General features: G+C 39.5%; 23 protein-coding genes and 1 tRNA gene. 11 read left to right on the forward strand and 13 right to left on the reverse strand.

Going from position 1 to position 23,142, the window contains the following annotated elements:
• Positions 1-21 precede the first annotated feature (21 nt).
• From CH365_RS06685 to CH365_RS06695, 3 genes are all read left to right on the forward strand, one after another.
• Entirely contained in the window at positions 22-1,299 is a 1,278-nt protein-coding gene (locus tag CH365_RS06685; protein ID WP_100767803.1) for an OmpA family protein, read from the forward strand.
• 134 nt (positions 1,300-1,433) lie between these two features.
• Positions 1,434-2,204 (forward strand): substrate-binding periplasmic protein, encoded by a 771-nt coding sequence (locus CH365_RS06690; protein WP_100767883.1) that lies wholly within the window; start codon positions 1,434-1,436, stop codon positions 2,202-2,204.
• Between the two features lie 3 nt (positions 2,205-2,207).
• The gene (locus CH365_RS06695) at positions 2,208-3,779 is read left to right on the forward strand and encodes a hypothetical protein (protein ID WP_100767804.1); all 1,572 of its coding nucleotides are present in this window, start codon (positions 2,208-2,210) and stop codon (positions 3,777-3,779) included.
• Here the strand turns inward: CH365_RS06695 and recR are convergent.
• The 4 genes from recR to CH365_RS06715 are packed head-to-tail and all read right to left on the reverse strand — an operon-like array spanning position 3,776 to position 6,687.
• On the reverse strand, positions 3,776-4,369 hold the full coding sequence (gene recR / locus CH365_RS06700; RefSeq protein WP_100767805.1) for a recombination mediator RecR: 594 nt from the start codon (positions 4,367-4,369) through the stop codon (positions 3,776-3,778). The two genes, CH365_RS06695 and recR, sit on opposite strands and share 4 nt — an antisense overlap.
• Positions 4,362-4,709 (reverse strand): YbaB/EbfC family nucleoid-associated protein, encoded by a 348-nt coding sequence (locus CH365_RS06705; protein ID WP_100767806.1) that lies wholly within the window; start codon positions 4,707-4,709, stop codon positions 4,362-4,364. Before CH365_RS06705 ends, recR begins: the two co-directional genes overlap by 8 nt.
• Before the next feature lie 10 nt (positions 4,710-4,719).
• Positions 4,720-6,168, reverse strand: a complete 1,449-nt coding sequence (gene dnaX / locus CH365_RS06710) for a DNA polymerase III subunit gamma/tau (protein ID WP_100767807.1) — start codon at positions 6,166-6,168, stop codon at positions 4,720-4,722.
• 60 nt (positions 6,169-6,228) lie between these two features.
• The gene (locus tag CH365_RS06715) at positions 6,229-6,687 is read right to left on the reverse strand and encodes a nucleoside deaminase (RefSeq protein WP_100767808.1); all 459 of its coding nucleotides are present in this window, start codon (positions 6,685-6,687) and stop codon (positions 6,229-6,231) included.
• Between the two features lie 73 nt (positions 6,688-6,760).
• Between CH365_RS06715 and CH365_RS06720 the strand changes: the two genes are divergently transcribed.
• On the forward strand, positions 6,761-8,365 hold the full coding sequence (locus CH365_RS06720; RefSeq protein ID WP_100767809.1) for an anti-sigma factor antagonist: 1,605 nt from the start codon (positions 6,761-6,763) through the stop codon (positions 8,363-8,365).
• Here the strand turns inward: CH365_RS06720 and CH365_RS06725 are convergent.
• A complete protein-coding gene (locus CH365_RS06725; RefSeq protein ID WP_165782577.1) occupies positions 8,362-8,574 on the reverse strand; it encodes a transcriptional coactivator p15/PC4 family protein in 213 nt (70 codons plus the stop codon). The genes CH365_RS06720 and CH365_RS06725 overlap by 4 nt on opposite strands.
• Positions 8,575-8,690: 116 nt before the next feature.
• A complete protein-coding gene (locus CH365_RS06730; RefSeq protein WP_100767811.1) occupies positions 8,691-9,623 on the reverse strand; it encodes a ferredoxin reductase domain-containing protein in 933 nt (310 codons plus the stop codon).
• A gap of 255 nt (positions 9,624-9,878) precedes the next feature.
• On the opposite strand from CH365_RS06730, the gene lpxD reads away from it, so the two are divergent.
• Complete coding sequence (gene lpxD, locus CH365_RS06735; protein ID WP_100767884.1) at positions 9,879-10,931, forward strand: UDP-3-O-(3-hydroxymyristoyl)glucosamine N-acyltransferase; 1,053 nt, start codon at positions 9,879-9,881, stop codon at positions 10,929-10,931.
• 416 nt (positions 10,932-11,347) lie between these two features.
• On the opposite strand, the gene CH365_RS06740 is transcribed toward lpxD, so the two are convergent.
• From CH365_RS06740 to CH365_RS06765, 6 genes are all read right to left on the reverse strand, one after another.
• Positions 11,348-12,541, reverse strand: coding sequence for a multidrug effflux MFS transporter (locus CH365_RS06740; RefSeq protein WP_279627748.1), 1,194 nt, complete (start codon positions 12,539-12,541; stop codon positions 11,348-11,350).
• Positions 12,542-12,572: 31 nt separating this feature from the next.
• Positions 12,573-14,186, reverse strand: a complete 1,614-nt coding sequence (locus CH365_RS06745; RefSeq protein WP_100767812.1) for a long-chain fatty acid--CoA ligase — start codon at positions 14,184-14,186, stop codon at positions 12,573-12,575.
• 129 nt (positions 14,187-14,315) lie between these two features.
• Positions 14,316-15,044, reverse strand: coding sequence for a hypothetical protein (locus CH365_RS06750; RefSeq protein WP_244283015.1), 729 nt, complete (start codon positions 15,042-15,044; stop codon positions 14,316-14,318).
• Positions 15,045-15,050: 6 nt separating this feature from the next.
• Positions 15,051-15,443, reverse strand: a complete 393-nt coding sequence (locus CH365_RS06755) for a PIN-like domain-containing protein (RefSeq protein ID WP_100767813.1) — start codon at positions 15,441-15,443, stop codon at positions 15,051-15,053.
• Between the two features lie 2 nt (positions 15,444-15,445).
• Complete coding sequence (locus tag CH365_RS06760) at positions 15,446-16,153, reverse strand: DUF433 domain-containing protein (RefSeq protein WP_100767814.1); 708 nt, start codon at positions 16,151-16,153, stop codon at positions 15,446-15,448.
• Positions 16,154-16,499: 346 nt separating this feature from the next.
• A tRNA-Leu gene (locus CH365_RS06765) sits at positions 16,500-16,581 on the reverse strand.
• 116 nt (positions 16,582-16,697) lie between these two features.
• Between CH365_RS06765 and hisB the strand changes: the two genes are divergently transcribed.
• The 6 genes from hisB to CH365_RS06795 all read left to right on the forward strand — a co-directional run bounded on the left by hisB (position 16,698) and on the right by CH365_RS06795 (position 22,341).
• Positions 16,698-17,279 (forward strand): imidazoleglycerol-phosphate dehydratase HisB, encoded by a 582-nt coding sequence (gene hisB, locus CH365_RS06770; RefSeq protein WP_100767815.1) that lies wholly within the window; start codon positions 16,698-16,700, stop codon positions 17,277-17,279.
• Complete coding sequence (hisH, locus tag CH365_RS06775) at positions 17,276-17,908, forward strand: imidazole glycerol phosphate synthase subunit HisH (protein ID WP_100767816.1); 633 nt, start codon at positions 17,276-17,278, stop codon at positions 17,906-17,908. Before hisB ends, hisH begins: the two co-directional genes overlap by 4 nt.
• A complete protein-coding gene (gene hisA / locus CH365_RS06780) occupies positions 17,905-18,639 on the forward strand; it encodes a 1-(5-phosphoribosyl)-5-[(5-phosphoribosylamino)methylideneamino]imidazole-4-carboxamide isomerase (RefSeq protein ID WP_100767817.1) in 735 nt (244 codons plus the stop codon). Before hisH ends, hisA begins: the two co-directional genes overlap by 4 nt.
• A gap of 95 nt (positions 18,640-18,734) precedes the next feature.
• On the forward strand, positions 18,735-19,952 hold the full coding sequence (locus CH365_RS06785) for a vitamin K epoxide reductase/DsbA family protein (protein WP_100767818.1): 1,218 nt from the start codon (positions 18,735-18,737) through the stop codon (positions 19,950-19,952).
• Positions 19,953-19,960: 8 nt separating this feature from the next.
• The gene (locus CH365_RS06790; protein WP_100767819.1) at positions 19,961-20,503 is read left to right on the forward strand and encodes a hypothetical protein; all 543 of its coding nucleotides are present in this window, start codon (positions 19,961-19,963) and stop codon (positions 20,501-20,503) included.
• A 2-nt stretch (positions 20,504-20,505) separates the two neighbouring features.
• The gene (locus CH365_RS06795) at positions 20,506-22,341 is read left to right on the forward strand and encodes a DUF885 domain-containing protein (protein ID WP_425268543.1); all 1,836 of its coding nucleotides are present in this window, start codon (positions 20,506-20,508) and stop codon (positions 22,339-22,341) included.
• Here the strand turns inward: CH365_RS06795 and thiD are convergent.
• On the reverse strand, positions 22,338-23,141 hold the full coding sequence (thiD, locus tag CH365_RS06800; protein WP_100767821.1) for a bifunctional hydroxymethylpyrimidine kinase/phosphomethylpyrimidine kinase: 804 nt from the start codon (positions 23,139-23,141) through the stop codon (positions 22,338-22,340). The two genes, CH365_RS06795 and thiD, sit on opposite strands and share 4 nt — an antisense overlap.
• Position 23,142 lies beyond the last annotated feature (1 nt).

Raw genomic sequence — 23,142 nt, forward strand, 5'->3', positions numbered from 1 at the left:
TAAAAGACAGATAGTTAGAGTATGGCTTCCGAAATCCATACTCAGTCTTCTTTATCTTTCAAAACTATAATCACCTTACTTTGTTATTTTATCTTTGCAGGATTTTCCGTTTCCGGCGCCGAAGATTCTGCAAAAGGAAAGGTAGCTCCGTTAAAGGGAGAAATTAATACTTCTTTAAATGAATTTGGGATCAGTCTTTCTGAAGACGGAAATACTTTATATTATTATTCCAAACGTAAAAATTCTAACTACTCCGATCTTTTAAAATCAGTAAAAACGAAAGATGGTTGGAGCTCTGGTGCAGAAATTTCCGAATTAAATTCTCAGTTTGACGACCAAAGTCCTTTCATTATAGAAAATGAGAAGGCCATCATCTTCTCCTCTAACCGAGACGGTAGTATTGAATTTAAATTGGGAAATGGTAAGATCGGGGTTTCTAGAGATCTTTACTTTGCCACTATGAAAGATGGATCTTGGGATAAAGCAACAAGACTTCCTCAAGAAGTGAATACTCCTGCGATAGAAGAAAATCCTTTCCTAGCAGGTAGTTACTTATTTTTCACACGTTATCCTTTCGGAAAAGTGGCCGAATCAGATATTTATATTTCTGAATATAAGGATGGTTCTTGGAGAAAGGCAATCCGAATGGAAAGTCCTGTAAATACGGAACATGCGGAAATCGCTGCTACTTTGAGTAGAGATAGCAAATATCTATATTTTTCTTCCAATCGTCCCGGCGGTTATGGTGGATTAGATATTTATAAAGTAGAGATCAAGGAGGATGGGACCTTCTCCCCTGCAGTCAATCTGGGGCCGGTTATTAATTCTCCCGGAGATGAAGCATTCTACACTGAGACTCCTGACGGCAAAAATGCGTACTTTTGTAGGCTTGTGAAAGAAGGTGGAAATTACGATATCTACGAATTTTCCGTGAATGAATGGGAGGAGTTGAAGAGGAATAAAAAGATTTCTTTGGAATCTATTCATTTCAGAACCGGTTCTTTCGAGATCGAAGAAGAGTCCTTTGAAATTTTGGACAGATTGGTTTCTTTCTTAAATGAAAATCCTTCCATAAAGCTGAAAATTACTGGGCATACGGATTTACACGGTGATGCGAACGATAATCTGGAATTAAGTCGCAATCGGGCGGCAGCTGTGAAGGATTATCTGGTTAAAAAAGGAATTTCTGTCGGTAGATTTACGACGGACGGTAAGGGAAGTAAGGAGCCGATTTATGCGGAAAAAAACCCGGAAACGGACCGCAAAAATCGAAGGACCGAATTTCAAATTGTAGAATAGACTAAAAACTCCTTTAACAACCGGAAGATGCCGATAACCTAGGTATCATGAAAATGCGGAAGCAGTTTCAGTCGGCAATTCTTTCGGCCATTGTCCTTTTTACCTCCCTAGACTTATACTCTCAAACCAAAGCTATGTCTTCTAGACTGGATCTAATCCTTTCTAAAAAGGAATTGGTGGTAGGGGTCAATCGTGTTTATGAACCTTTTTACATCCAAGATCCGAAAGAGGGTTTTCCAGGTTTTGATATGGAACTTGCGAAGCTGTATGCTGACTATTTGGGAGTTGCTCTTAAAGTAAAACCTCTCAAAACTTTCCGCCAATTTTCGGATGAGATCTCTGCAGGCACAATAGATATCGCGATGGCGGGAATGTCGACCGATCTCAGCCGGGGAAAAACGGTTACCTTTTCGGATCCGTACCTTCTTACAACTCCTGCAGGTCTTATTAAAAAACGTTCTCTTCCTCCCGAGCCGGAAGGTAGTATAGTGACTACCAGAACTTTTAAATCTTTGGAAGATTTGGCCGTTCTTAATGCACTTTCATTTTCTGTTCGATCCAATACTACAAATCATAATTATCTTTTGAGAAGGTTTGGTAAAAACCAAATTTACAGTTATCTTTCGGATTCTATTGCAATAGATGCATTAATAAATGGTAATGTGATTTGTTATGTTGCGGATAGTTTGTACATTCTATCTTTACTTCAAAAACAACCGAGTTTGAAGGCTAACTATGTAGCTCTGGTAAATCCTGTTATGGATGAGTATATCAGTGCTGCATTACCTTTGAACGATCTAGTGTTTGCGGATAATTTTAATTTCTTCGTAAAAGAGTTAAAAAGAACAGGAGTGATAGAAGGTTTACGTTCTAAATATTTTCTAGGAAACGGTTGGGTAAAATAATTCGTGTTGGACTCTCCGATTCAAAAGATCAGAATTTTTGCCCTAGTTATCTTTGTTCTTGTAGGAATTTCTCTTTCCGCTCAGGAAGTGGAGGAAAAAACAAAGATAGATTTTCAAGGAAACTACAGGGTGCGCGGTTTTAATTTAGGAAGAGATATTTATACTTCCAGACAAACTCCAGTAACTCCTTATAACCGCTCTGAATTTTTACAACAATACAATCAGGACACTCTTACTAAGTACCAAAATGAGTTAGCTGCTAGAGAAAAAGGTAGCCCGAGTACTCTCACTCCTCAAAAGGAAGACACAACTTACTATGATACTAGGATGACTTTGAATATGAACTTCTCCACTTCGAAATATTTCGAAGCATTAGTGGGTGTTCAGATAGGAGATATTATCTTTGGGGGAAGAGGAGTTAATCAGAGTTCTAACGTGGGTCCTGGACAAGGCGGAGAAGCTACCTTCAGTTCTGCGGTGAATATGCAGACAAACTTTCTTTATCTAAACTTCAAGTTACCTGAGAAAAGTTTTGTTGCGAGAGTAGGTCTACAACTTTTCACTTCTGCGCAAGGTAGAGTTGTGTTTGTTCCGGGAACCGGGGTAAATTTAACTAAAGATATTAGAGATTGGAATACAACGATTGAAGGCGGTTGGTTCGTAGCTAAACAGAATAATCTTACTGACTTAGATAAGAATACATTTGCCGATAAAAATTACCAAGGTTCCAACGTTTATTTTTATAAGATCAAAACTAGCTTCTTCAATAATGCCAAACATGAATTGTATAGTTTTTACTTGGATGATAATCTAAGAGATGTTCAGGATGTGAACGGAGTCTATGGTTTGGTTTCTAGAACCAGTGATGCGAATCAATTGTTCTGGCACGGTCTATTCAATGAATTCAATTTTTCAGATTTCACATGGACAATCCATGGGATTTATAATCATGGAACTGTTAAGTCTTTGAATCCGTACAGGGATGCAAACGGGAATGAGATCCAACAAAAGTATGATAAGTATAATATCAAAGGTGGATTCTTTGATACACAATTATCTTATAGATACAATGAATCTGTAAGCGTTACCTCAATGATTTCCGGTTCTACTGGAAGACCAGGCTATGAGAAAGACGGAACCAGATCTAATTTGCATGGAAATGGTTATCGAACTTTGTTCCCTGGATATTCACTTTCTAACATCGCAAACGACTTTACGGGAGGTTACGCTTTATTCTCCGGTAGAGATATGAGCGGTTTGTATGAATATGGAATTTTTACAGATATAGTTCTATCAGGTCCTCTGGTTTTAACTTTGGGCTATTATAGATTATACGGAACTAAGTCTCCACTCATTGATAATAATAGATTTTATAATGAAGAGAATTTCTATCATACTTCAGCGTACTTCGGTCAGGAATATAACTTGAACCTCAGATGGAGCGCATTTAGAGATATGCAGATTCTCTTACGTTCCGGTTACTTTATTGCTGGCAACGGATTAAAAGCTTATTTGGATACAACCCAAGGAACAATTCTGAGAGAATTATTTGTAACTGCAGAACACAGATTCTAAAGTTTAAGTCTGGAGCGGATAGCTCTTCCCAAAGTATATTGGTCCGCAAGTTCTATGGAACCACCCACCGTAATCCCGTAAGCGATCCTAGTCACTGATATATTAAAATTTTTTAATTGATGGTTTAAATAGTCTGCGGTTGCGTCCCCTTCTAATGTGGGATTGGTCGCTACTAAAACTTCCTTCAGATCTTCGGGTTCTATTCTATTTAAAAGTTCTCTGATTCGTAGATCTTGAGGTCCTACACCTTCTAAGGGAGAAATGACACCGTCGAGAACGTGATATCTGCCTTTGAATTCTCCAGTGTTTTCTATAAAGAATACATCTTCGGGTTGTTCTACCACACAAACTGTATGACTGTCCCTTTTTTCGGAGAGGCATAGATCACAAATCTCTTCTTCTGAATAAGATCCACAGCGAGAGCAGAAGCGGATCCTTCCTTTTACTTCCGACAAACTTTGGATAAACCCGTTAAAAACCGCGGGGTCCTGTCTTAATAAATGAAAACTGATACGATATGCACTCTTTCTTCCGATACCGGGAAGAGAAGAAAGTGCATTTACCATTCCCTCAATTAAATGTTCAGCCAAGGTTGCCGCCGAATAATTTAGAAATTTCAGAAAGATCCAGTCCGCCCGTAATCGATTTTAATTCGTATTCTGCGGCTTGTTTGGCTTTTTGGATGGCATCGTTTGTTGCTGCCATGACTAGATCTTCTAACATTTTATTATCTTCTGAATCAAATAATGCACGATTAATCTTTACATCTACGATCGATCCATCTCCGGTAGATGTGACTTGTACCATTCCGGCACCCGCATCACCCATAACTCTTAGGTTGGAGATCCTTTTTTTGATCTCTTCCATTTTGCCGCGCATTTCTCCCATTTTGGAAAAAATTTCGGATGCATTCTTTAGATTTTCAAACATGGCTTTTACCCTAGAGTCCCAGCTTAGGTACTTTGGAAGGATCTACATCCGTTCCTAAAAATTCGTTTTTGAAAGATTTTTCCCATTCTGCGTCTTCGGAAGAAACATCTTTTGCCATATCCTCTAGGGAAGAAAGCGGACTTGGTTTTTGTCCTTGGGGAATTTCTTTCTTCTCATTAGACACAACTGGAGTCTGAGTCGGGGGGGAAGTTTGCATTTCTTTAGACGGTGTAGGAACTTGTTTTTTAGGAATGTCAAATGTAGCGGCCGGAGTATTCCCATCCTGGTCTTGGATCATCAATATGAGATGATTGATCCTATCTACAAGTCCTGCGAGACTAGGTTTTGCCAGATCTTCTGTGAGTTTTTTGATCTGTATTTCTATGAAAATTTTGATCTCAAAAGAGTTTCTCAAACGAAGAGTTTTAACTTTTTCGAATAATTCAAAAAGACGGAAAGAAAGTTTATTTAACGCGATCGGATCTATGGATTCGAAATCCTTTCTCATCTTGATCAGATCTTCTCTCGGATAGTTTACCGATTCGGAGTCCGCCGCGGAGTCTTTCAATAAACATAATGTGTGAGTGAACTCAATCGAATCCCAGAGGAATTTGAATATGTCCTGACCTTCTTGGTATAGGTTCTCGATGATCTGCAATGACTTAGAAGAATTTTCGGCATCTACCAGACTTTTGATAAAATCGGATAAGAAATCGATCCCATGATAACCGATCATTTTTCGGATCTCGGATCCCAAGAGTCGATTATCTGTGAATACAAGAGCCTGCTCCATAAAGGAAAGCATATCTCTCACAGAACCGTCGCCCTTCTTTGCTACCCAAAACAATCCTTCCGAATCGTATTTGGTCTTTTCTTCCTTACATAAATTCTCCGCATAGTCTTGTAGAACGGATAAAGGAACTTTTTTAAAGATAAAGTCTTGGCAACGAGATAGAATGGTTTCCGGAATTTTATGATACTCAGTGGTAGCCAGAACGAAAACCACATGGGCCGGAGGTTCCTCCAAAGTTTTTAAAAGTGCGTTGAAGGATTGATCCGTAAGCATGTGCACCTCATCAATGATGTACACTTTATATTTACCACCCATCGGGGTGAACTTTACGTTATCTCTAAGTTCTCTGATATTCTCGATACCGCGGTTACTCGCAGCATCTATCTCCAGAACATCTCCCGAAATACCTTTTGTGATTTCTTGGCAAGAATCACATTGATTACAAGGTTCGTTATCGATAGGATTTTGACAGTTGAGTCTTTTGGCAAAAATTCTGGCGATTGTAGTTTTTCCAACACCTCGAGGGCCGAAAAAAATATACGCATGGCCTATCTTTCCGGATTTAACCGCGTTTTGTAATGCACCGATCGCAAGATTTTGATGGATCACATCTTGGAATCTTTGGGGGCGATATTTGCGGGAGAGAACTTCGTGATTTCCGGCCATAGGCTTGTAATTTTACCAGATAGCCTGAGACAAGAAAGGAGGAAAAGCCTAAAAGTCCGCCTAATTTCTCTTATCTTTGAAGAAAGTTTTGAATAACTCTTTGGTCGTTTCTGACTTAATTAGTACAAGTTCTGGAAAAAAATTTCTGCTATAGATTGTTTCTAAAGGAAGAGATGAAATACCTTCTCCCAATTTTGCGGGAACCAGATATGCTACTTTAGGGATTCTAGAAAGAAGAATGGAACCTCCACACATCAAACAAGGCTCTAGCGTGGTAATGAGGATACAATCGGTGAGATATCTTTCCTTGCAGATCCGCTTTGCTTCGGAGATCGCGAGAACTTCGCTATGTAAGGAAGAATCTTCGGAAATTTCCACTGAGTTGAAAGCTTCACAGATAAGATTTCCGTTTTTGTAAATTTGTGTGAAACTAGGGATCTCTTCCGAATTTTGAGTCCGAATTTCCGCAAATCGGTCTAAAAAAACCTTAAGGAATGGCTCTATAATTTCTTGGCTCATTTTCGGTTTCTATTTCCGTTTCTCTTTTAAATTCTTCTTGCTCTTAGCGTATGTAAATGGTTTTTTCAAGCGCATGATTCTTTCGGCCAAATTGATGAGACCGGCCGGTTCTTCCGCAAAGTCCAACACTCTACTTATACGTTTAAATTCTCCTACGGGACCCGTCTCCGCTCAAAGGCAACCTTTAGTTTTAGGCCTAGCTTTGGACAGAAGTTGGTCCATGAAGGGAAGCAAGATGGATTCTGTGATCCAGGCTTCTTCTTCGTTAGTCAATTGGTTGACCCGTCGTGATTTTTTAACTGCAGTTGCTTACGCAGAAGACGTACAGGTCATCCAACCTCTTGTTCCTCTGGCCGAAAAAAATTCAGTTATTCATAGATTGAATTCTATCCAAGTAGGTACTTCTACCAACCTAAGTGGTGGATGGCTTCATGTTCTAAGAACCTTGGAATTACATCCGATCGCTGACGGTTATAAAAGGGTCATTCTTCTTACCGATGGAAATCCAACATTGGGGATCAAGGATCCGGTGCAGTTGATCCAGATCGCAGCTGATGCATATAAAAAAGGGATCAGCACAACCGTAATCGGTTTCGGTAATGATTTTAACGAAATACTTTTAAAAGAGATCGCAGAATCCGGAGGAGGAAATTTCTACTATGTGGAAACTCCTGAAGAAACCGGAGATATCTTCTTCAAAGAGTTTGGAGATATCGGGACCTTATACGCTCAATCCATAGAACTGAAGGTGAATTTCCCGAAAGGAATAGATTATTTGGATCTAGTATCAGAAGTTTCTTCTTACCAAGAACCTGACCCGGAAGAGACAGGACGCACCAAAACATTAGTGTTAGAAGTCGGAGATATGAGAGCCGACGACGTAAAAAGTCTTGTAGTCCAACTTCGCCCAACTAAAAAAGAAACTCCTCCAAATATTAATATTTCTGCAAGTTACTACGAATTAACCGACGGCGCTAAACTTGAACAGAAAACGATAGATATTCCTTTGGATTGGAACGACGACTCTGCTAAGGAAGATGCAGACGTAGTGGTAGAAGCTACAATCGCTAAAACTGGAAAAGGATTGAGAAAGGCCGGAACACTTTTGAAAGAAGGTTATACGGACGAATCTATCGCTCTCTTAAATGATCTGATCAAAGAAATCAACGAAAAGGAAGAACTCGCTCCTGAAGTTCTACAAACTCTTGGTTTTAGAGTAAGTTCTTTGAAAAATCGGATCTTGGAAAATTCTCCTACTGCTGCAAAACATTTGGTCGCTTCAGCTTCCGAACTTCAGTACGGAGCGATGGAAAATTTTCCGGACGATGGGGTGGAATACCACGATCAGATTTTTGCCTATCGTACAAATGAAGATATAGATCTTTATAGATGCCCAGAGATCAAAACCGCTATCCAAGAAAAGATGAAAGAAGGTTACAGATACATTGTATTCAATCTGGCTAAATCCTCTTACATAGATTCTTCCGCGATCGGTATGTTAATACAGGTCGCAGGCTGGCTTAGAAAAAGAGGCGGAGAATTGATCGTAAGTAATCTAAGATCTTCCGTTAAAAAAGTATTCTCGATTACTCGATTGGAATCTCATATCCGTGCTTCCGAAACGGAAGAAGAGGCCCAAAGTTTATTGAAGGCATGGATAGAAAGTAAGGCGGTTTAGCTTAATAAGCTTTCCGCCGCAAGTACTGCGTCTTTTACTTCTGAATACAGTCCAACCGGGATCGCGATCCCTTTTTGGGTAGGTTTGTATTCACCTTCGCTGTCTGTGTACCAAACTCTTAGGTTTAGATATTTATTTCCTTTAAATTCTGAAATTTCAACTCGGATGATCTCGCCTTTACCTTTATCGATATCTCGAACTACGCTCATTGTTTTCCCTTCCTGACGGCAAAAGACTAAATTCCCGGTTTTGGATTTCCAGTCGTTTTCCATAAAAAAAGGCCCCCGATTGGGAGCCTTTTTACTTTGAAATATTAGAAAATCGATCAGTAGGTTTCCACGAATAGTTGGTGAGCGCCTTCCAGATGATGTTTGAATTCTTCATAAGTTCCGGAGTTTCCATCGATCTTTTGGATTTCTTCGATCACTCCTTTTTCCATTCCTTTCGGACCGCCGCAGATATAGAAACGTCCGCCGGAAGAGAGAACTTTTTTCACCTCTGCTTCTAACATTTTAACTCTGTGAGAGATATACATTCTTCCTCCGTCGAAAGGATTGTTTTCCTCTCTGGAGATAGCGGTTACTAATTTGAAATTAGGGAACTTCTTCTCTAATCCTCTTAGGTAATCCATCATTACTAATTCATCAGAGTAAGGTGCTCCGTATACAAGAGTTACATTACCTGTGAAGTTAATGAGTTTGTGTTCAAGAAGTTCTTCGCTCATTCCAACAAATGGAGCGATACCTGTTCCGGTTGCAAGGAACATGATGTCTCCGGAGAAATCAGTGTTTGGAAGAAGGAATTTTTTTCCGGAAGGTCCAGTCATTACGACTTCGTCACCTTCTTTAAGATCGCAAACGTAGTTGGAGCAAACTCCTTTAAACTGAACGTTTCCATCTGCATCGTAAACATTATCTCTTTTGATAATGAATTCGATTGTATCTTCTTTCATTCCGAAAGAGTAACTAGGAGAAGCGATGGAATATAAGCGCACTGTATAAGCAGCGTCCGCTAAACCTTTTGCTTTTTTCTCGGGATCTTCGCCCGGAGGAATGATACCACCGGATTGTCCGATTAAATAAGGATACTGGCTATGATCAATAGCTAGAGTGATTCTATGAATTAAGGACTCGCCTTCTTTTTTAGGTCTTTTACCTTTTCCAGCTTCTGGAGTAAGAAGTACATTGCTGATAACCTTAGCTTTCAGCGGGCTTGATTTTTTGAATATATTGATTTGCGGCTCTCTAACGGGCTTCATAGGCGGGCTGGATCCTGATGTCGATTTCTAATGTATTACAGATTTTTTTCGGAAGCTAATTCGTCAAACGGGATATTTCCAAGGGGAGTAGGGTTATTCTTCCGTATTATGTCTTCTTTATCTTTATTCTGCGGATAACTTCCTCTCTTGTATATTTGTTGGCTTATTCAAGTGTCATTCCGAAATTTGGGATAGATCCGAATTCGATCTGCGGATACGTTGGCAGATACTAAAAGACTAGAAAAGAGGGTCTTAATGGCTAGATATACCTTGGAAGAACTGGCTTCCAAAATTTCCGGAGCAAAAATAGAAAATTGCGCGGACCCCAAAAAAGTTCAGGTGGAATCTGTTTCTCCGGTGAATCCGGGAGTTACGAACAGTATTAGTTTTCTCGCAAATAAGAAGATGTTAAACGAGGCAAAGAAAACAGCCTCTAGTATTGTACTAACTACTTCTGAGTTCGCAAAAGAATTAGAAGTGCCTTGTTTGGTTGTAGATAAACCGGATCTGATTCTCGCCCAGGTTTTGGATCTGATTTATCCTCCACATACCTTTGAAAACAAAGTAGAACCGAATGCATTTGTTCATCCTAAAGCGAAAATCGGTAAAAATTGTTATATAGGGAATTTTGTATCCGTAGGCGAAGCTGCTGAGATTGGAGATAACTCTATCTTAGAAGACGGAGTTCGCATTGGAAGAGGAGCAAGAATCGGAGAAGGTTCTCATATAGGACCGAATAACGTGATCCACCACGGAGTCATCATTGGAAAAAGATTCAGGTCTTTCGGAAATTGTACTGTAGGTGGAGATGGATTCAGATTCGTGTTTGCAAACGGAAAACACAATAAGATTCCTCAAGTCGGGACAGTGATCGTTGGAGACGATGTAGAAATGGGTTCGAATAGTGCAATCGATAGAGGCGGTTTGGAAAATACCATCATTGGAGATGGATGTAAATTTGATAACCTAGTTCATATCGGGCATAATTGTGTATTAGGAAAAAATGTAGTTATTGCGGGTTACACAGGTATTGCGGGCTCCACAACAATAGGAGATAACGTTACCATCGGTGGAGGTTGCGGGGTTGCGGATCATATCGGCATTCCAAGTGGAACCATCGTGGGTGGAGGGACTTCTGTCCGAAACACTCTTGCTAAGCCTGATATTTATGTGGGCTGGGATTACGGGCTGACTTTCCCTGAATTCCAAAAACTCAGAGTGAATATCAAAAACGTTGTGAACTTCCAAAAATGGGCCAGAAGAATAAAGGCTCTGGAATCCAAATTAGGTATTAGCTCCGACGAGTGAGCTGTTAATCAATAGAAGCCAGCCATCATTCTTCGCTTAGATCGCCTAAGCTAAGGAATTTACGCAGGTTTCAGAATCTTCCCGAATTATGTCCAATAAGCTTGACATAGTTCGGAGAAGGTTCAATTCTTCGCCTTATCCCAACTCGGAGGCTAGCCTTGAATACCCGACCCAATCCTGAGGTCTTGGACCATATTCCAAACTCCCTGATTTCCGGGCGGGACTTTCCTCAAATAAATAGATTAGGAAAGTTGTTGGATTCTTATGCGGATAATTTGCTGGAGCCACATTCTCCAAAAGTAGTGTTGATCAGCGAGTTACGATATACCCGCAATTAAACAAAAAAACAGATCTTTGGATAAGACCCGAATTCTCGGGTCCTTCATTCTTACCCTCTCTATTGACTCATAAAAATATTAAGATTCCTTAATTCTTTTATGGGTTTTTCCCAAGAAGAACAAACAAGCCAAAGACATAACTCCGGACATGGACATCACTGTGATCATTGGATAAGCAGTTCCGTCATGAAGAATGCTAACTGCTGCTGTGGAAACCGCTCCGAATACCATCTGTAATGCACCCATCAAAGCGGATGCACTTCCTGCGTTTTTAGAAAAAGGAGCCATCGCAAGTGCAGAAGCATTTGGAACGATTAGCCCGAACGCGCTCACAAGGAAGAAAATCAAGACGAGCATTGGAATAAATCCTAAACCTAGAACTTCGAAGATCACGAGTAAGGAGCAAAGTATTAGATAAGAAAAGCCAACGTATTTTACAATAGTTGCTGCTTCCAATTTTTTGAGAAGGATTCGATTGATCTGACTAGAGAGGATCAAGCCGAAAGCATTAAATCCGAAAAGATAACTGTAATCTGTTTGGGATAACCCGTTCAAAACCATAAATACAAATGGAGAACCGGCTATATAAGCAAACATGACGGCCGCAGAAAATCCCGAACTAAGCACATATGTTTTGAAGATCGGATTGGAAAATACTTCAATATATTCTTTGATCACCGGAGCTATCTTTAGAGAAATCGATGAATCTCCTCCTTTACTGTCTTGAAAAGTCAGTATCGATCCAAAAAGCATTAAGGAAGAAATTCCGGTCAAAGTAAAAAAGATCCAATTCCAACTAGCGAATTGAAGAAGAAGTCCTCCTACAGTTGGCGCTAATATCGGTGCGATCCCCATCACTAAAATGATCTGAGAAAAAACTTTGGCCCCTTCATGAGGAGAGAACACGTCTCTTACAACTGCTCTTGGGATGACCATTCCTGCGCAAGCTCCTAAGGATTGAAGAAAGCGGAAGAATATTAATACATTCACTGAATTCGAAAATCCGCATGCCAAAGAGCTAGTAATGTATAGAACCAGACCTACTAAAAGAGGAATCTTGCGACCGAAACGATCTATGATCGGCCCGTAAAATAATTGCCCGAAAGAAATTCCAAAAAAGAAACTGGTTAACGTTAGTTGCACATCTGAGATGGGAGCCCCAAGATCTTTTGCGATCTCATTCATACCCGGAAGGTACATATCGATCGAAAAAGGTGCAATTGCTGTTAATGCCCCGAGTATTAGGATTAAAGTGCCATTAGATTTGCTCACTCTCCTAAAATTGGATGCGAATAGTAGAGGTCTATTCTTCTAATTCTTTTCTTAGAATTTTCTTATCAAACTTACCTACACTGGTTTTTGGGATCGCAGAAACCGACCGAATATCATCTAGCTTCGGTAATTGCCAGTGAGCAAAATTTTCCTTAAGTCGATCATGAATTCCTTTTGGATCCACTTCTTTACCTTCGACAGGAACTACAAAAATAACCGGAGCCTCGTCTCTGACAGGATCCTTCCTTCCAACGACTGCAGCTTCTAATACGTTAGGATCAGCCATGACTAAATTTTCCATATCGACGGAAGAGATCCATTCTCCTCTAGTCTTGATCAAATCCTTTTTGCGATCTGTGATTTGCATGTAACCGAATTCATCTAGAACGACTACATCTCCAGTGCGGAACCAACCATCGGAAGTAAAAGATTCAGAAGATTCTCCGCTCTTATAAGAAGCGGCAATCCAAGGTCCTCTTACTAGAAGTTCTCCGGGAGTTTTTCCGTCTTTAGGAACATCTTTACCGTTATCATCGATTGCTCGGATCTCCACTCCCGGAACGGGTACACCTTGTTTGGCTCTATAAGAATATCTTTTATTGCCATTCCAATCTTTCATAAAACCGCGAAGATGAGATACAGTACCAACGGGAGAAGTTTCCGTCATTCCCCATGCATGGAGAATGGAGATCCCAAAATCTTTTTCAAAACCTTCGATCAGACCGCGGGGTGCCGCGGAACCTCCTACTACCATCGTATGAAGTTTTAGATTATATTTCGTTTTCTTTAAGTGTTGGTAGAGAACATTCCAAACGGTGGGAACTCCTGCAGTCAGTGTAACTTCTTCTGACTCCAATAACTCTGCTAGTCCGGCCCCTAGGAGATGTTTTCCGGGAAATACTAATTTACATCCGGTCATTACAGACGCGAAAGGTATCCCCCAAGAATTTACATGGAACATAGGAACGACAGGAAGAACAGTTTCAGCTTCTCGTATACATAATGCATCTCCCATACAGATAGACATGGAGTGTAAGTAAGTGGATCTATGAGAATAAACCACCCCTTTCGGATTTCCAGTTGTTCCGGAAGTATAACAAATCCCCGCAGCTTCGAACTCATCTATAGGCTCGAAATTTTCTATCTCGTCTCCTGTTTTCAAAAAGTCCTCATAGGAGATCGCATTGGGAAGATTCGGAAATGGAACATTTTCTTTATCATCTATGATGATAAACTTTTGCACACCATGGATTTGGCTTAAATTTTTTTCGATCGCGAGGGCTAAGGATTTATCTACAAAGATAAATTTGTCCTTAGCTTCATTGATGATGTATGTAAGCTGCTCTGGAAATAATCGAATATTGATCGTATGAAGAACCGCGCGAATACTCGGGATCGCAAAATACAATTCCAAGTGAACGGAATGGTTTAAGCAGAAAGTGGCGATCGCGTCTCCAGGTTTTACACCAGCTTTTCGTAATGCGCTCATCAAACGAATCGTCCTTTTGTAAAACTCCCCGTAAGTCAGTCTTTGAATGGAATTATCATGCCATTTAGTTACGATTTCTTTATGAGGATGAACCTCTTTTGCTCTTTTTAAAATGGAAGGTAAAACCAATGGATAATCCATCATCGTAGAACGCATAAACTTCTCCGCATAAAATGTCGGGCCAAGATTATTTCATTGAATTACGTGAGGTCAAGAAGAATCAGAAGAATTTGAAATTGTTTTATCTCAAAACTGCAGTTGAGCTAAACAGAGTTAGTCGAGAGCTTATTTACAATACCCAGCCATCGTAAATCCCAACTCATAGGCCGTAAAAATTTGGATATTAGCAGCCCAAGCAAGCTTAGAATCGGAATCAGTTAAACCGGAAGTAGCGATCGTAAGTGGATTTAATATTTTTTGAGTGAATTCACAAGGAGAGACTGGAATGCCTTGGTCCCCTTTCATATATTTACCAAGAGAGAAGAATAAAAAGTTTCTCACAATCTGAGATTTGCCCTGCAATACATTTGCAAATTTTAAATAAGATTCTAAATTTGTTTCCAGTTCTTGCCTTGCTTTCAGGTCCAAAGGATTCGTTTTTAGTTTTGCAGAAGTTACCTGAAACTTCTTCTCCAAATCAATGCGAATTTTTTCCGCACAAAAGAACTCCGTCCCATCTTTAGCTCCTAAAGTCTCGTATTTGATCCGATAATATTCAGGATTTCCTTCTTTGTTTAAATGGAAATGTTTTCCTTCTCCTGCTTCCGGAACATACACGATCTGGCCGGTAAGATAGGTGTCTTTACCGACTTGCTCTGTGATTTTTTTCAGGCTATCTACAAGCACCTTGTCTTTTTCCGGTACCGAGTTCTCGGATGATAGAAACAGCAAACAAGCTTCGGTCAAATTCGAATAATGTAGATATGATTCCTGGAGTCGTTTGGGAGGAGTTGCACAGTGGAGTAAGATGATCAAGAAAGAAATAGAAAGGTAATTAGTGCTTGAAATTTTCATTCTTAGTTACTTTAAAAGCTGAATTTTCTCACCTTTAATTGGTACTATAAAACATTGCGCGGGACTAGCTTTTTGCGAGGATTTAATTATATCTGGCCATCTTCGGACGATCGAAGAAGCAAAATCCCAAAGTTTTAATGACAGCCAAGATTTTTTTAAAGCAAAGATTATAAGACCACTTTCTTTCCAAGCAGCTTTTTCATGAGGATTTGTTAGAATTTTATTATCGGCTGTTAGAACAATCCAATCTTTATCTTGTCCTAATGATCTAATCCAATCAATATCTGAAATATCTCTATTAAACTTTTCTTGGAGATGAATAACAGAATTGCTTGAATCCAAAATATCTAAAACTTTAGCGATCTTTGGAGAAAGATTGTTATCGAGAAAGAATTTCAAATTTAAGCGATACTCTTCTCAAATTCTATTGCATGTTTAATGTATTCTTCTTCGATCTCGAACCAATCGGCGATAGATTTTGAAGAAGGATTATTTTTATATAAAGAAAAAATAGTTTCAGTTGGAATATTATAATTCTCTACTATCGGTTTACCGAAATTTCTATTTGGATCGATTACTACATGTTTTTGCCTTCCAATCGGCCACCATCTTTGTGCAACATCAAGTTCCGAAAAATCTAACCCTTCATACAAGTGAGGAGTCAAAATCTCATCTATTGCGTATTGATTTTCAGCAAGATCAATTAATTCAATATTTTCCGATTCTTTAGCGACTCTTAGAAGAATTGTTTTTCTATCAGTGTAAAATCGCTTTGTCGAGAAAGGGTGACTGATTTCTAAAATTTGTGCGGCTCTAATTGCGGCAGCTCTAATCGTTCTCCAACTAATCCCATAGGTACGAAATGCATTAATAAATCTAATCTCAATCAGATCTTGGAAACTGAGAGAATAATGTTTTTCAATTACAGTATAATCACGATTCCAAATAGGTTCCATTCTAATTTTTAAGAGGGCGCTTCCATAATTATATCCTCGAACCCATCTAAAAATCCTTTGTGGGCTAACATTAGATAAGCGGGAGGCCTCGGAAACGGAATATATCCCTTTTCCTAAGTATGAGAACTCAGATTGATTAGCAGTAGTTGCCATGGTTCAAGCCCATTATCGACTAGAGTTTTAGCCCGTACGAGCATTTTTTCGATCGTATTAGAATAACGTTAGCTACCTAATCTGGCTATTCTTTAATAGATAAGAACAATCATAACCTTAAGAATATTGATTCCGGGGATTAGGAAAAGGTTTTTTATTAGTCAAAAGGGACTCGCCGTTTCGCAATCTCACATCCTGTTTGATTGGGCTCCACGGCGTCTCAAACTTGCCTCTACACGTCCTGTGTCTCGGACGCATTCGTTACGTTCCCTATGGGTCACTACGAATGCTTTCAAGTTTTCGCTTCGAGTCCCTTAAATCTTAATTTGATATGAATAAAATTTTTTGCCGAAGAAGGGACTCGAACCCCCACGGTGTTACCCGCTGGTACCTGAAACCAGTGCGTCTACCAATTCCGCCACTTCGGCTAGTGGTTGGAGGGATTTCCATCCCTTGGGATAATTTTGGTCTTTGGGACTTTCCGTCAGCTTATTTTTGGAATTCATTGACACGATAATTAAGAGGAAAGTAGGGTCAGGATATAATGAAAGAAGAACGCAAAACATCGGAGACCGACATAAAGCTCTCCCTGAATATTCGGGGCACGGGAAATTATAAATTCGATACTCAAATTCCGTTCTTCGAGCATATGCTCTCCCATGTTTCTAAACATGGTCTTCTGGATATAGACCTTTGGTTGCGAGGCGACATAGAAATCGATTGTCATCATAGCGTTGAGGACACCGCCATTCTTCTCGGTGGGACTCTTCACAAACAATTGGGAGACAAAGCAGGGATCAGAAGATACGGTCATTATACTCTTCCTATGGACGAAGTTCTTACCACTGTTGCCGTGGATTTGGGTGGTAGGTATTATTATAAGTACACCGGCCCGGAACTCGTGGGTAAGTTTGGAATTTACGATGCAGAGCTTTCGTTGGAATTCCTACAGAAGTTTGCTTTGAATGCAAAGATGAACCTTCACGTTCATGTTCATTACGGAGAAAATCGTCATCATATCCATGAATCTATTTTTAAAGCCTTCGGTAAGGCTTTAAGAATGGCGATCGAGATTGATCCAGCTGCTGGCGGCGCAATTCCTTCCACCAAGGGTGTTTTGGAATGATAGCCGTTCTTGATTATGGAATGGGGAATATTCACTCCTGCTTAAAAGCGATCTCCCTCTTTACTAAAGATTTTTCTTATACGAAGGAACCTTCTGTTTTGAAAGAGGCGGATGCGATCATTCTTCCTGGCGACGGTCACTTTGATAAGGCAATGAGAAATCTGAACGAATCCGGTTTAAGGACCTTCGTGGATGATCACGTGAAGGCAGAAAAACCTTTATTCGGGATTTGTATCGGTTTCCAAATTTTATTCGAAGATTCTGACGAGGTTGTTTCGGGAAATAAGAACCAAACCGTTCCCGGATTGGCTTATGTCAAAGGTAAGATCCGAAAGTTTAAGGGGAAAAACTATAAGGTCCCTCATATTGGTTGGAATAAATTATATAAAAGAAATCCTTCTAAAAGCAATTTATTGAAAAATTTGGAAGACGAATCCTTCGCATATTTTATACACTCCTACCGTCCCGTTGGAGTGGAGAGTTCCGCGATCACTGGCTTTTGCGATTATTATGGGGAGAAGTTCCCCGCAGTGGTCGAAAAAGGAAACGTTTTCGGAACACAATTCCATCCTGAAAAATCCTATTCCTTCGGTCTAAAGATTCTGGAGAATTTTATTCGGTCCTTATGATTTTAATTCCTGCCATCGATTTGTTGGATAATTGTGCTGTCAGATTATTCAAAGGTAAATACGAAGAAAAAACAATCTACTCCACCGAACCTTGGAAACTTGCCGAAGGTTTCGAAAGAAACGGTGCCACCCTTTTACATCTTGTGGATTTAAACGGTGCAAGAAACCAGATCGGAATCAATACTGAATCTATTTCAAAAATTCGTAAATCTTCTAAACTGAAGATCCAACTAGGCGGAGGAATCCGAGATAAGGAGAAGTTGGAATATTACGATTCTATAGGTATTGATCGTTTTATTCTAGGAACTGCTGCGGTTAATAATCCGGAACTTCTGGACTTTGCTTTGAAAAAGTACGGAGAAGATAGAATCGTTGTAGCAGTAGATGCCAGAGACGGTATCGTCAAAATTGCAGGTTGGGAAGTAGACTCGGGTGTGAAGTATATGGACCTTCTGGAAAAAATGCAACAAGCAGGGATCCGTAATATTATTTTCACGGATATCGCCCAAGATGGAACTTTGGCGGGTCCAAACCTTAACGCATATAAGGAAATTTTAAGCAGATATAATTTTCAAGTAATCGCCTCCGGCGGTATTTCTTCTTTGAAAGATATCATGGCATTATCCGCATTGGGGACTTCTGTTCCGATGTATGGTGTGATTACTGGAAAAGCTTTATACGAAGGTAAAATAGATCTGGCCGAAGCTATCACTAGCCTGGGCTCCGATTAATTTTTAATTCCCTTTAATAAGCACAGATTCGCATATTTTTTCTTTCCTTTAGCCTTCCAGGTACGTATAAAGGTATTTTGTAATCGGAGTCCCGAATGAAAAAACTGTCCCCTAGCTCTATCCTTGCCGTAATTTCCGGTATCGCGGCTTTTATCTCGTTCTTATTGATTCGAAAATATTTCGGCGGAGAAACTGCAGACGGACTTGCACAATCTCTTTGTGATGCAGTTAGTGAATCAGGTTCTTGTTCGAAAGTTTCCGAAAGTAGCATTTCTGCGCTTAGAGACGTTCCTTGGTTAGGAGATCTTCCGATTGCACTTTTCGGATTTGCATTTTACGGATTTGTTACATATCTTTTTGTCCGATCTGAGAAAAGTCCTGAAAACAAAGAAGGATACCTTCTTCTTTCCTTCTATATTTTGCTAGTTGGATTGGTGATAGACCTCGGATTATTTTCCGCTTCCGTCTTCTATATAGATGCGATTTGTGGACTCTGTGCAGCCACTTGGATCTCAACTTTGATCTTGGTTGCAGGGACCTTCTTCCAAATTAAAGACTATCAGGACAAGTCCTTGAAAAAAGCATTTGGGATCTTACAAGTAGAAGGTTTAAATTCTTATATAGTTGTCTTATTATTTTTAGCGGCCGGTCAGATCGGAGGAAAATCCTTCCATGATTCTTTAGTAGATGGAGATCATACAGGTGTCGCTCAAATCCAAAAACAATTGTCGGATTACGAAAAAGCGCAACCGGTTTCCATTGATCTACAAGGCTCTTCTATACAAGGAGATCCTAATGCTCCTATCACAATCGTAAAGTTTGCTGATTTCAATTGTGGTCATTGTATGGATACTTCTCATATCTTAAAAAGAGTTTTGAGAGATTATCCAGGACTAGTAAAGATCGTTTACAAAAATTTCCCACTCGATGCGAATTGTAACCGATTGGTACAATCTCCTCGTCCGGATGCGAGTTCCTGTGTAGCTGCTTCTGCTGCGATTTGTGCTGATAAGCAGAATAAATTCCCTGCGGTTTACGAAGGGCTTTATAGAAATACTGAAAATCGTATTGCTCATTCTCCTGCTTCCGTATTAAGTTTAGCTCAACAAGAAGGATTGGATATGAATCAGTTCCGCGCTTGTTTGTCTTCTCCTGCAGTTCGTAATCAGATCAATAAAGAGGTGGATGATGCTGCTAAGGTAGAGATCCACAGTACACCTAGTTTATTTATTAATAATAAACCGATCCAAAGTGGAACTCCTAAAGAGGCGTTCTTAAGAGCTTTGATCGAAAGTTTAATTAAGAAGGTTTGAGGTTTTCAGTGTCGGAAGCAGCCGAGGTCTCCAAAAAGAATTTTTATTGTAGGAACTGCGGCTCTTCCATTCTTTCCGATTCGGAAAAATGTTTGTTTTGCGGTTCCTACCAGCTACCAGGAAGAATTCCATTTTTTAAATTTTTATCCGAAAGTAGATTATTTCGTACAACCTTCTTTTTTCCTTTTTCCGCTCTGATTTCATTTGCACTTCCGATCACATTTGCACTTTACCCCATTCCATTCTTGGATTGGTCTTGGGTGCTTCTAATTTCCTTTTTCTTTTTTGCATTCTCAATATTTGGATTTGTTTCGGAATGGATCTTTTTAAATAAATTCAAAGGAGATGCAAAGGATTTTAGAGAAGGTTTTTTTGAATGGCAAAAGATTCTCTATCTTCGCAATCCTTATCTTTCCTATTTCGGAATGTTCTTATTCGTATGTGTGCCTTTACTTAATTGGGAAAATCATTTTTCTTTTGCGGCGTCTTCTTCCGCGATTTGGACACTAATACTCGTATTTTTATCTAAAATTCTCATTCCACTTTTCTAAACATCGGAGCATTATCCATGCTGAAGAAGATTCTAATCATTTCTCTATCTGCCATTTGTGTACTTTTACTTTTTCTTGGAATTTTAGTTTGGCATACGATCAATTTCAGGCCGATCACATTAGGTTTATATTATGAAAAAATCTTTTGGGAGAATGTTCTGGATGATCCGGAAACTTTAACTTCTCTTAGAATTCTGGATTCCTGGGGAATCACTTCTCATAATTACAAATGGTCCGATTCTTCACCGGAAAAGGAAATGGAAAGAGCGGACAAAGCAAAAAGAGATCTGGAAATTCTTAAAACTTATGATTCTTCCAAGCTAAGCGGAGAAGATAAGATTTATTATAAGGCTCTGGAATGGGATCTGGAACTTGCAGCCGATTATGAAAAATATATTTATAATTCTTACCCGGTAAATCAACTCTTCGGGGTTCAGAATCATATTCCTTCTTTTTTGGCGACTTCTCATATGATAGAAGATTACGAAGATGTTGAATCTTATATCTCCAGACTGAAAGGTATTTCCGACAAATTGGACCAAGTAATCCGAGGTTTGGAGATTAGACAATCCAACGGAGTGATCCCACCGGATTATATTTTAAGAAGAGTTTTGGATGAATTAAAAAATTTCCGAGTCAAAAACCCTGAAGAGAATATTCTTTATGTAAGTCTTCGCAAAAAATTAGAGAAAAATGATGAGATCCTTTCCGATCAAAAAACTTCCTCTTTGGCTGAAGTAAAAAGGATCATAGAAACTTCCGTTTATCCCGCTTATTCCAAACTGCAGAATTTTTTAGAACAGCAACTTAAATCTGCGGATAATAAAGCTGGAGTTTGGAAACTTCCAAATGGTGAAAAGTTTTATGAACATACTTTAAAATATCATACTACTACTAATCTTTCTCCTGAGGAAGTTCATTCTATCGGACTTTCAGAAGTGGCAAGAATCCAAACAGAGATGAAGTCCATTTTGGAAAATTCGGGTATCAAAGTTTCAAATCTGCAAACTACTATGAAGCAGTTGAGAGAAAAGCCTGAGTTCCAATTTCCTAACACTCCGGAAGGGAAAGAGAAAGTTATAGAGGTCTATAAGGAAATTCTAAAAGAGTCGATCGAAAGATCAAAACCTATTTTTCCTTCTTGGCCAAGAGCAAAAGTTCAGGTAGAAAGAATTCCTGAATTCAAAGAAGCTGGAGCTCCTGGAGCCTATTACGAAGAACCTAGTTTGGATGGAAAACGTCCAGGTGTATTCTACGCAAACCTACGTGATTTAAAAGAAATTCCTAAGTTTGGCATGAATACATTAACTTATCATGAAACGATTCCGGGACATCATTTACAAATTGCTTGGTCTCAAGAATTGACCTCCGCACCTAGAAAATTACGAACCACACATTTTACTGCATTTGTAGAGGGCTGGGCATTGTATTCGGAACGACTTGCAAAAGATTATAATTTTTACTCTGACCCTTATGTGGATTTAGGGAGACTGCAGGCAGAATTATTCAGAGCAGTTCGTTTGGTCGTTGATACTGGTATTCATTATAAACGTTGGAGCAGAGAAGATGCGATTCGTTATATGTCCGACAATACCGGTATGGCTCCTAAAGAAGTGTCTGCAGAGATTGAAAGATATATAGTTTATCCGGGACAGGCCTGCTCTTACAAGATTGGAATGATCTCTTTCTTAAAAATGAGAGAAGATTGGAAGTCAGTTAAAGGAGAAACTTTCGATATCAAAGAATATCATGGCTTCGTTTTGGGTAAAGGTTCTCTTCCTCTGGAAATTTTAGAAAAAGCTTCCAAGGAAGAATTAGGACTTCTTCCTAAAAACTAAATCTTAGGGTTATGATTTAAGGTCTTTGTCTTTCCTGCGGGAAATGACTGTAGGATAGCTGCATGCAGGAATTCCCTCGCCTTTGAAACAGATTCGGAAAGAGAAAATCCTTGGGCCAGATACGAAGCGATCGCAGAAGAGTAAGTGCATCCTGTTCCGTGAGGGTTGAAATCTTGTACAAAAGGTTTTGCGTATTTAAAGATCTCTCCATTCGGAAGTCCTAATATGTCCAATGCCTCTTCCGAATTTTTTATATGACCACCTTTCAATAAAACAGGTACACCTAGTTTTTTAGAAAGGGAAATTGCTTCCGGTTCCATGGATTCGATTTTGGAAATTTCTCCCGAGCCTAAAATTTTTGCCTCATCTAGATTTGGAGTAATGAGGCTCGCCATAGGAACCAATTCGGAGATTAAAGATTGGATCGCTTCATCTTGCAAAAGTTTGGCTCCGCTGGTTGCCACCATCACAGGATCTAAAATTAATTCGAAGTTTTGCCCTTTTGCTCTATATTCTTTTAAGATTTTGGATATTTTCCGGATCAAGCTTTCCGAAAATAACATTCCTGTCTTGATTGCCTTTACCGGAAAATATGAAAGTACTGCAAGGAGTTGCTTTTCTAAAAAGTCTGGATCTACTTCTAAAATACCTGTGACGCCGTCAGGATTCTGAGCTGTCAAACATGTGATTACGGATGTCCCGAAAGATCCTGTGGAGTTGAAAGTTTTCAAGTCCGCCTGGATCCCTGCCCCGCCACCGGAGTCTGAACCTGCAATTGTTAATACTACCGGCTTTTGCATT

This window comes from Leptospira neocaledonica (assembly GCF_002812205.1).
Classification (GTDB): Bacteria; Spirochaetota; Leptospiria; order Leptospirales; family Leptospiraceae; genus Leptospira_B; species Leptospira_B neocaledonica.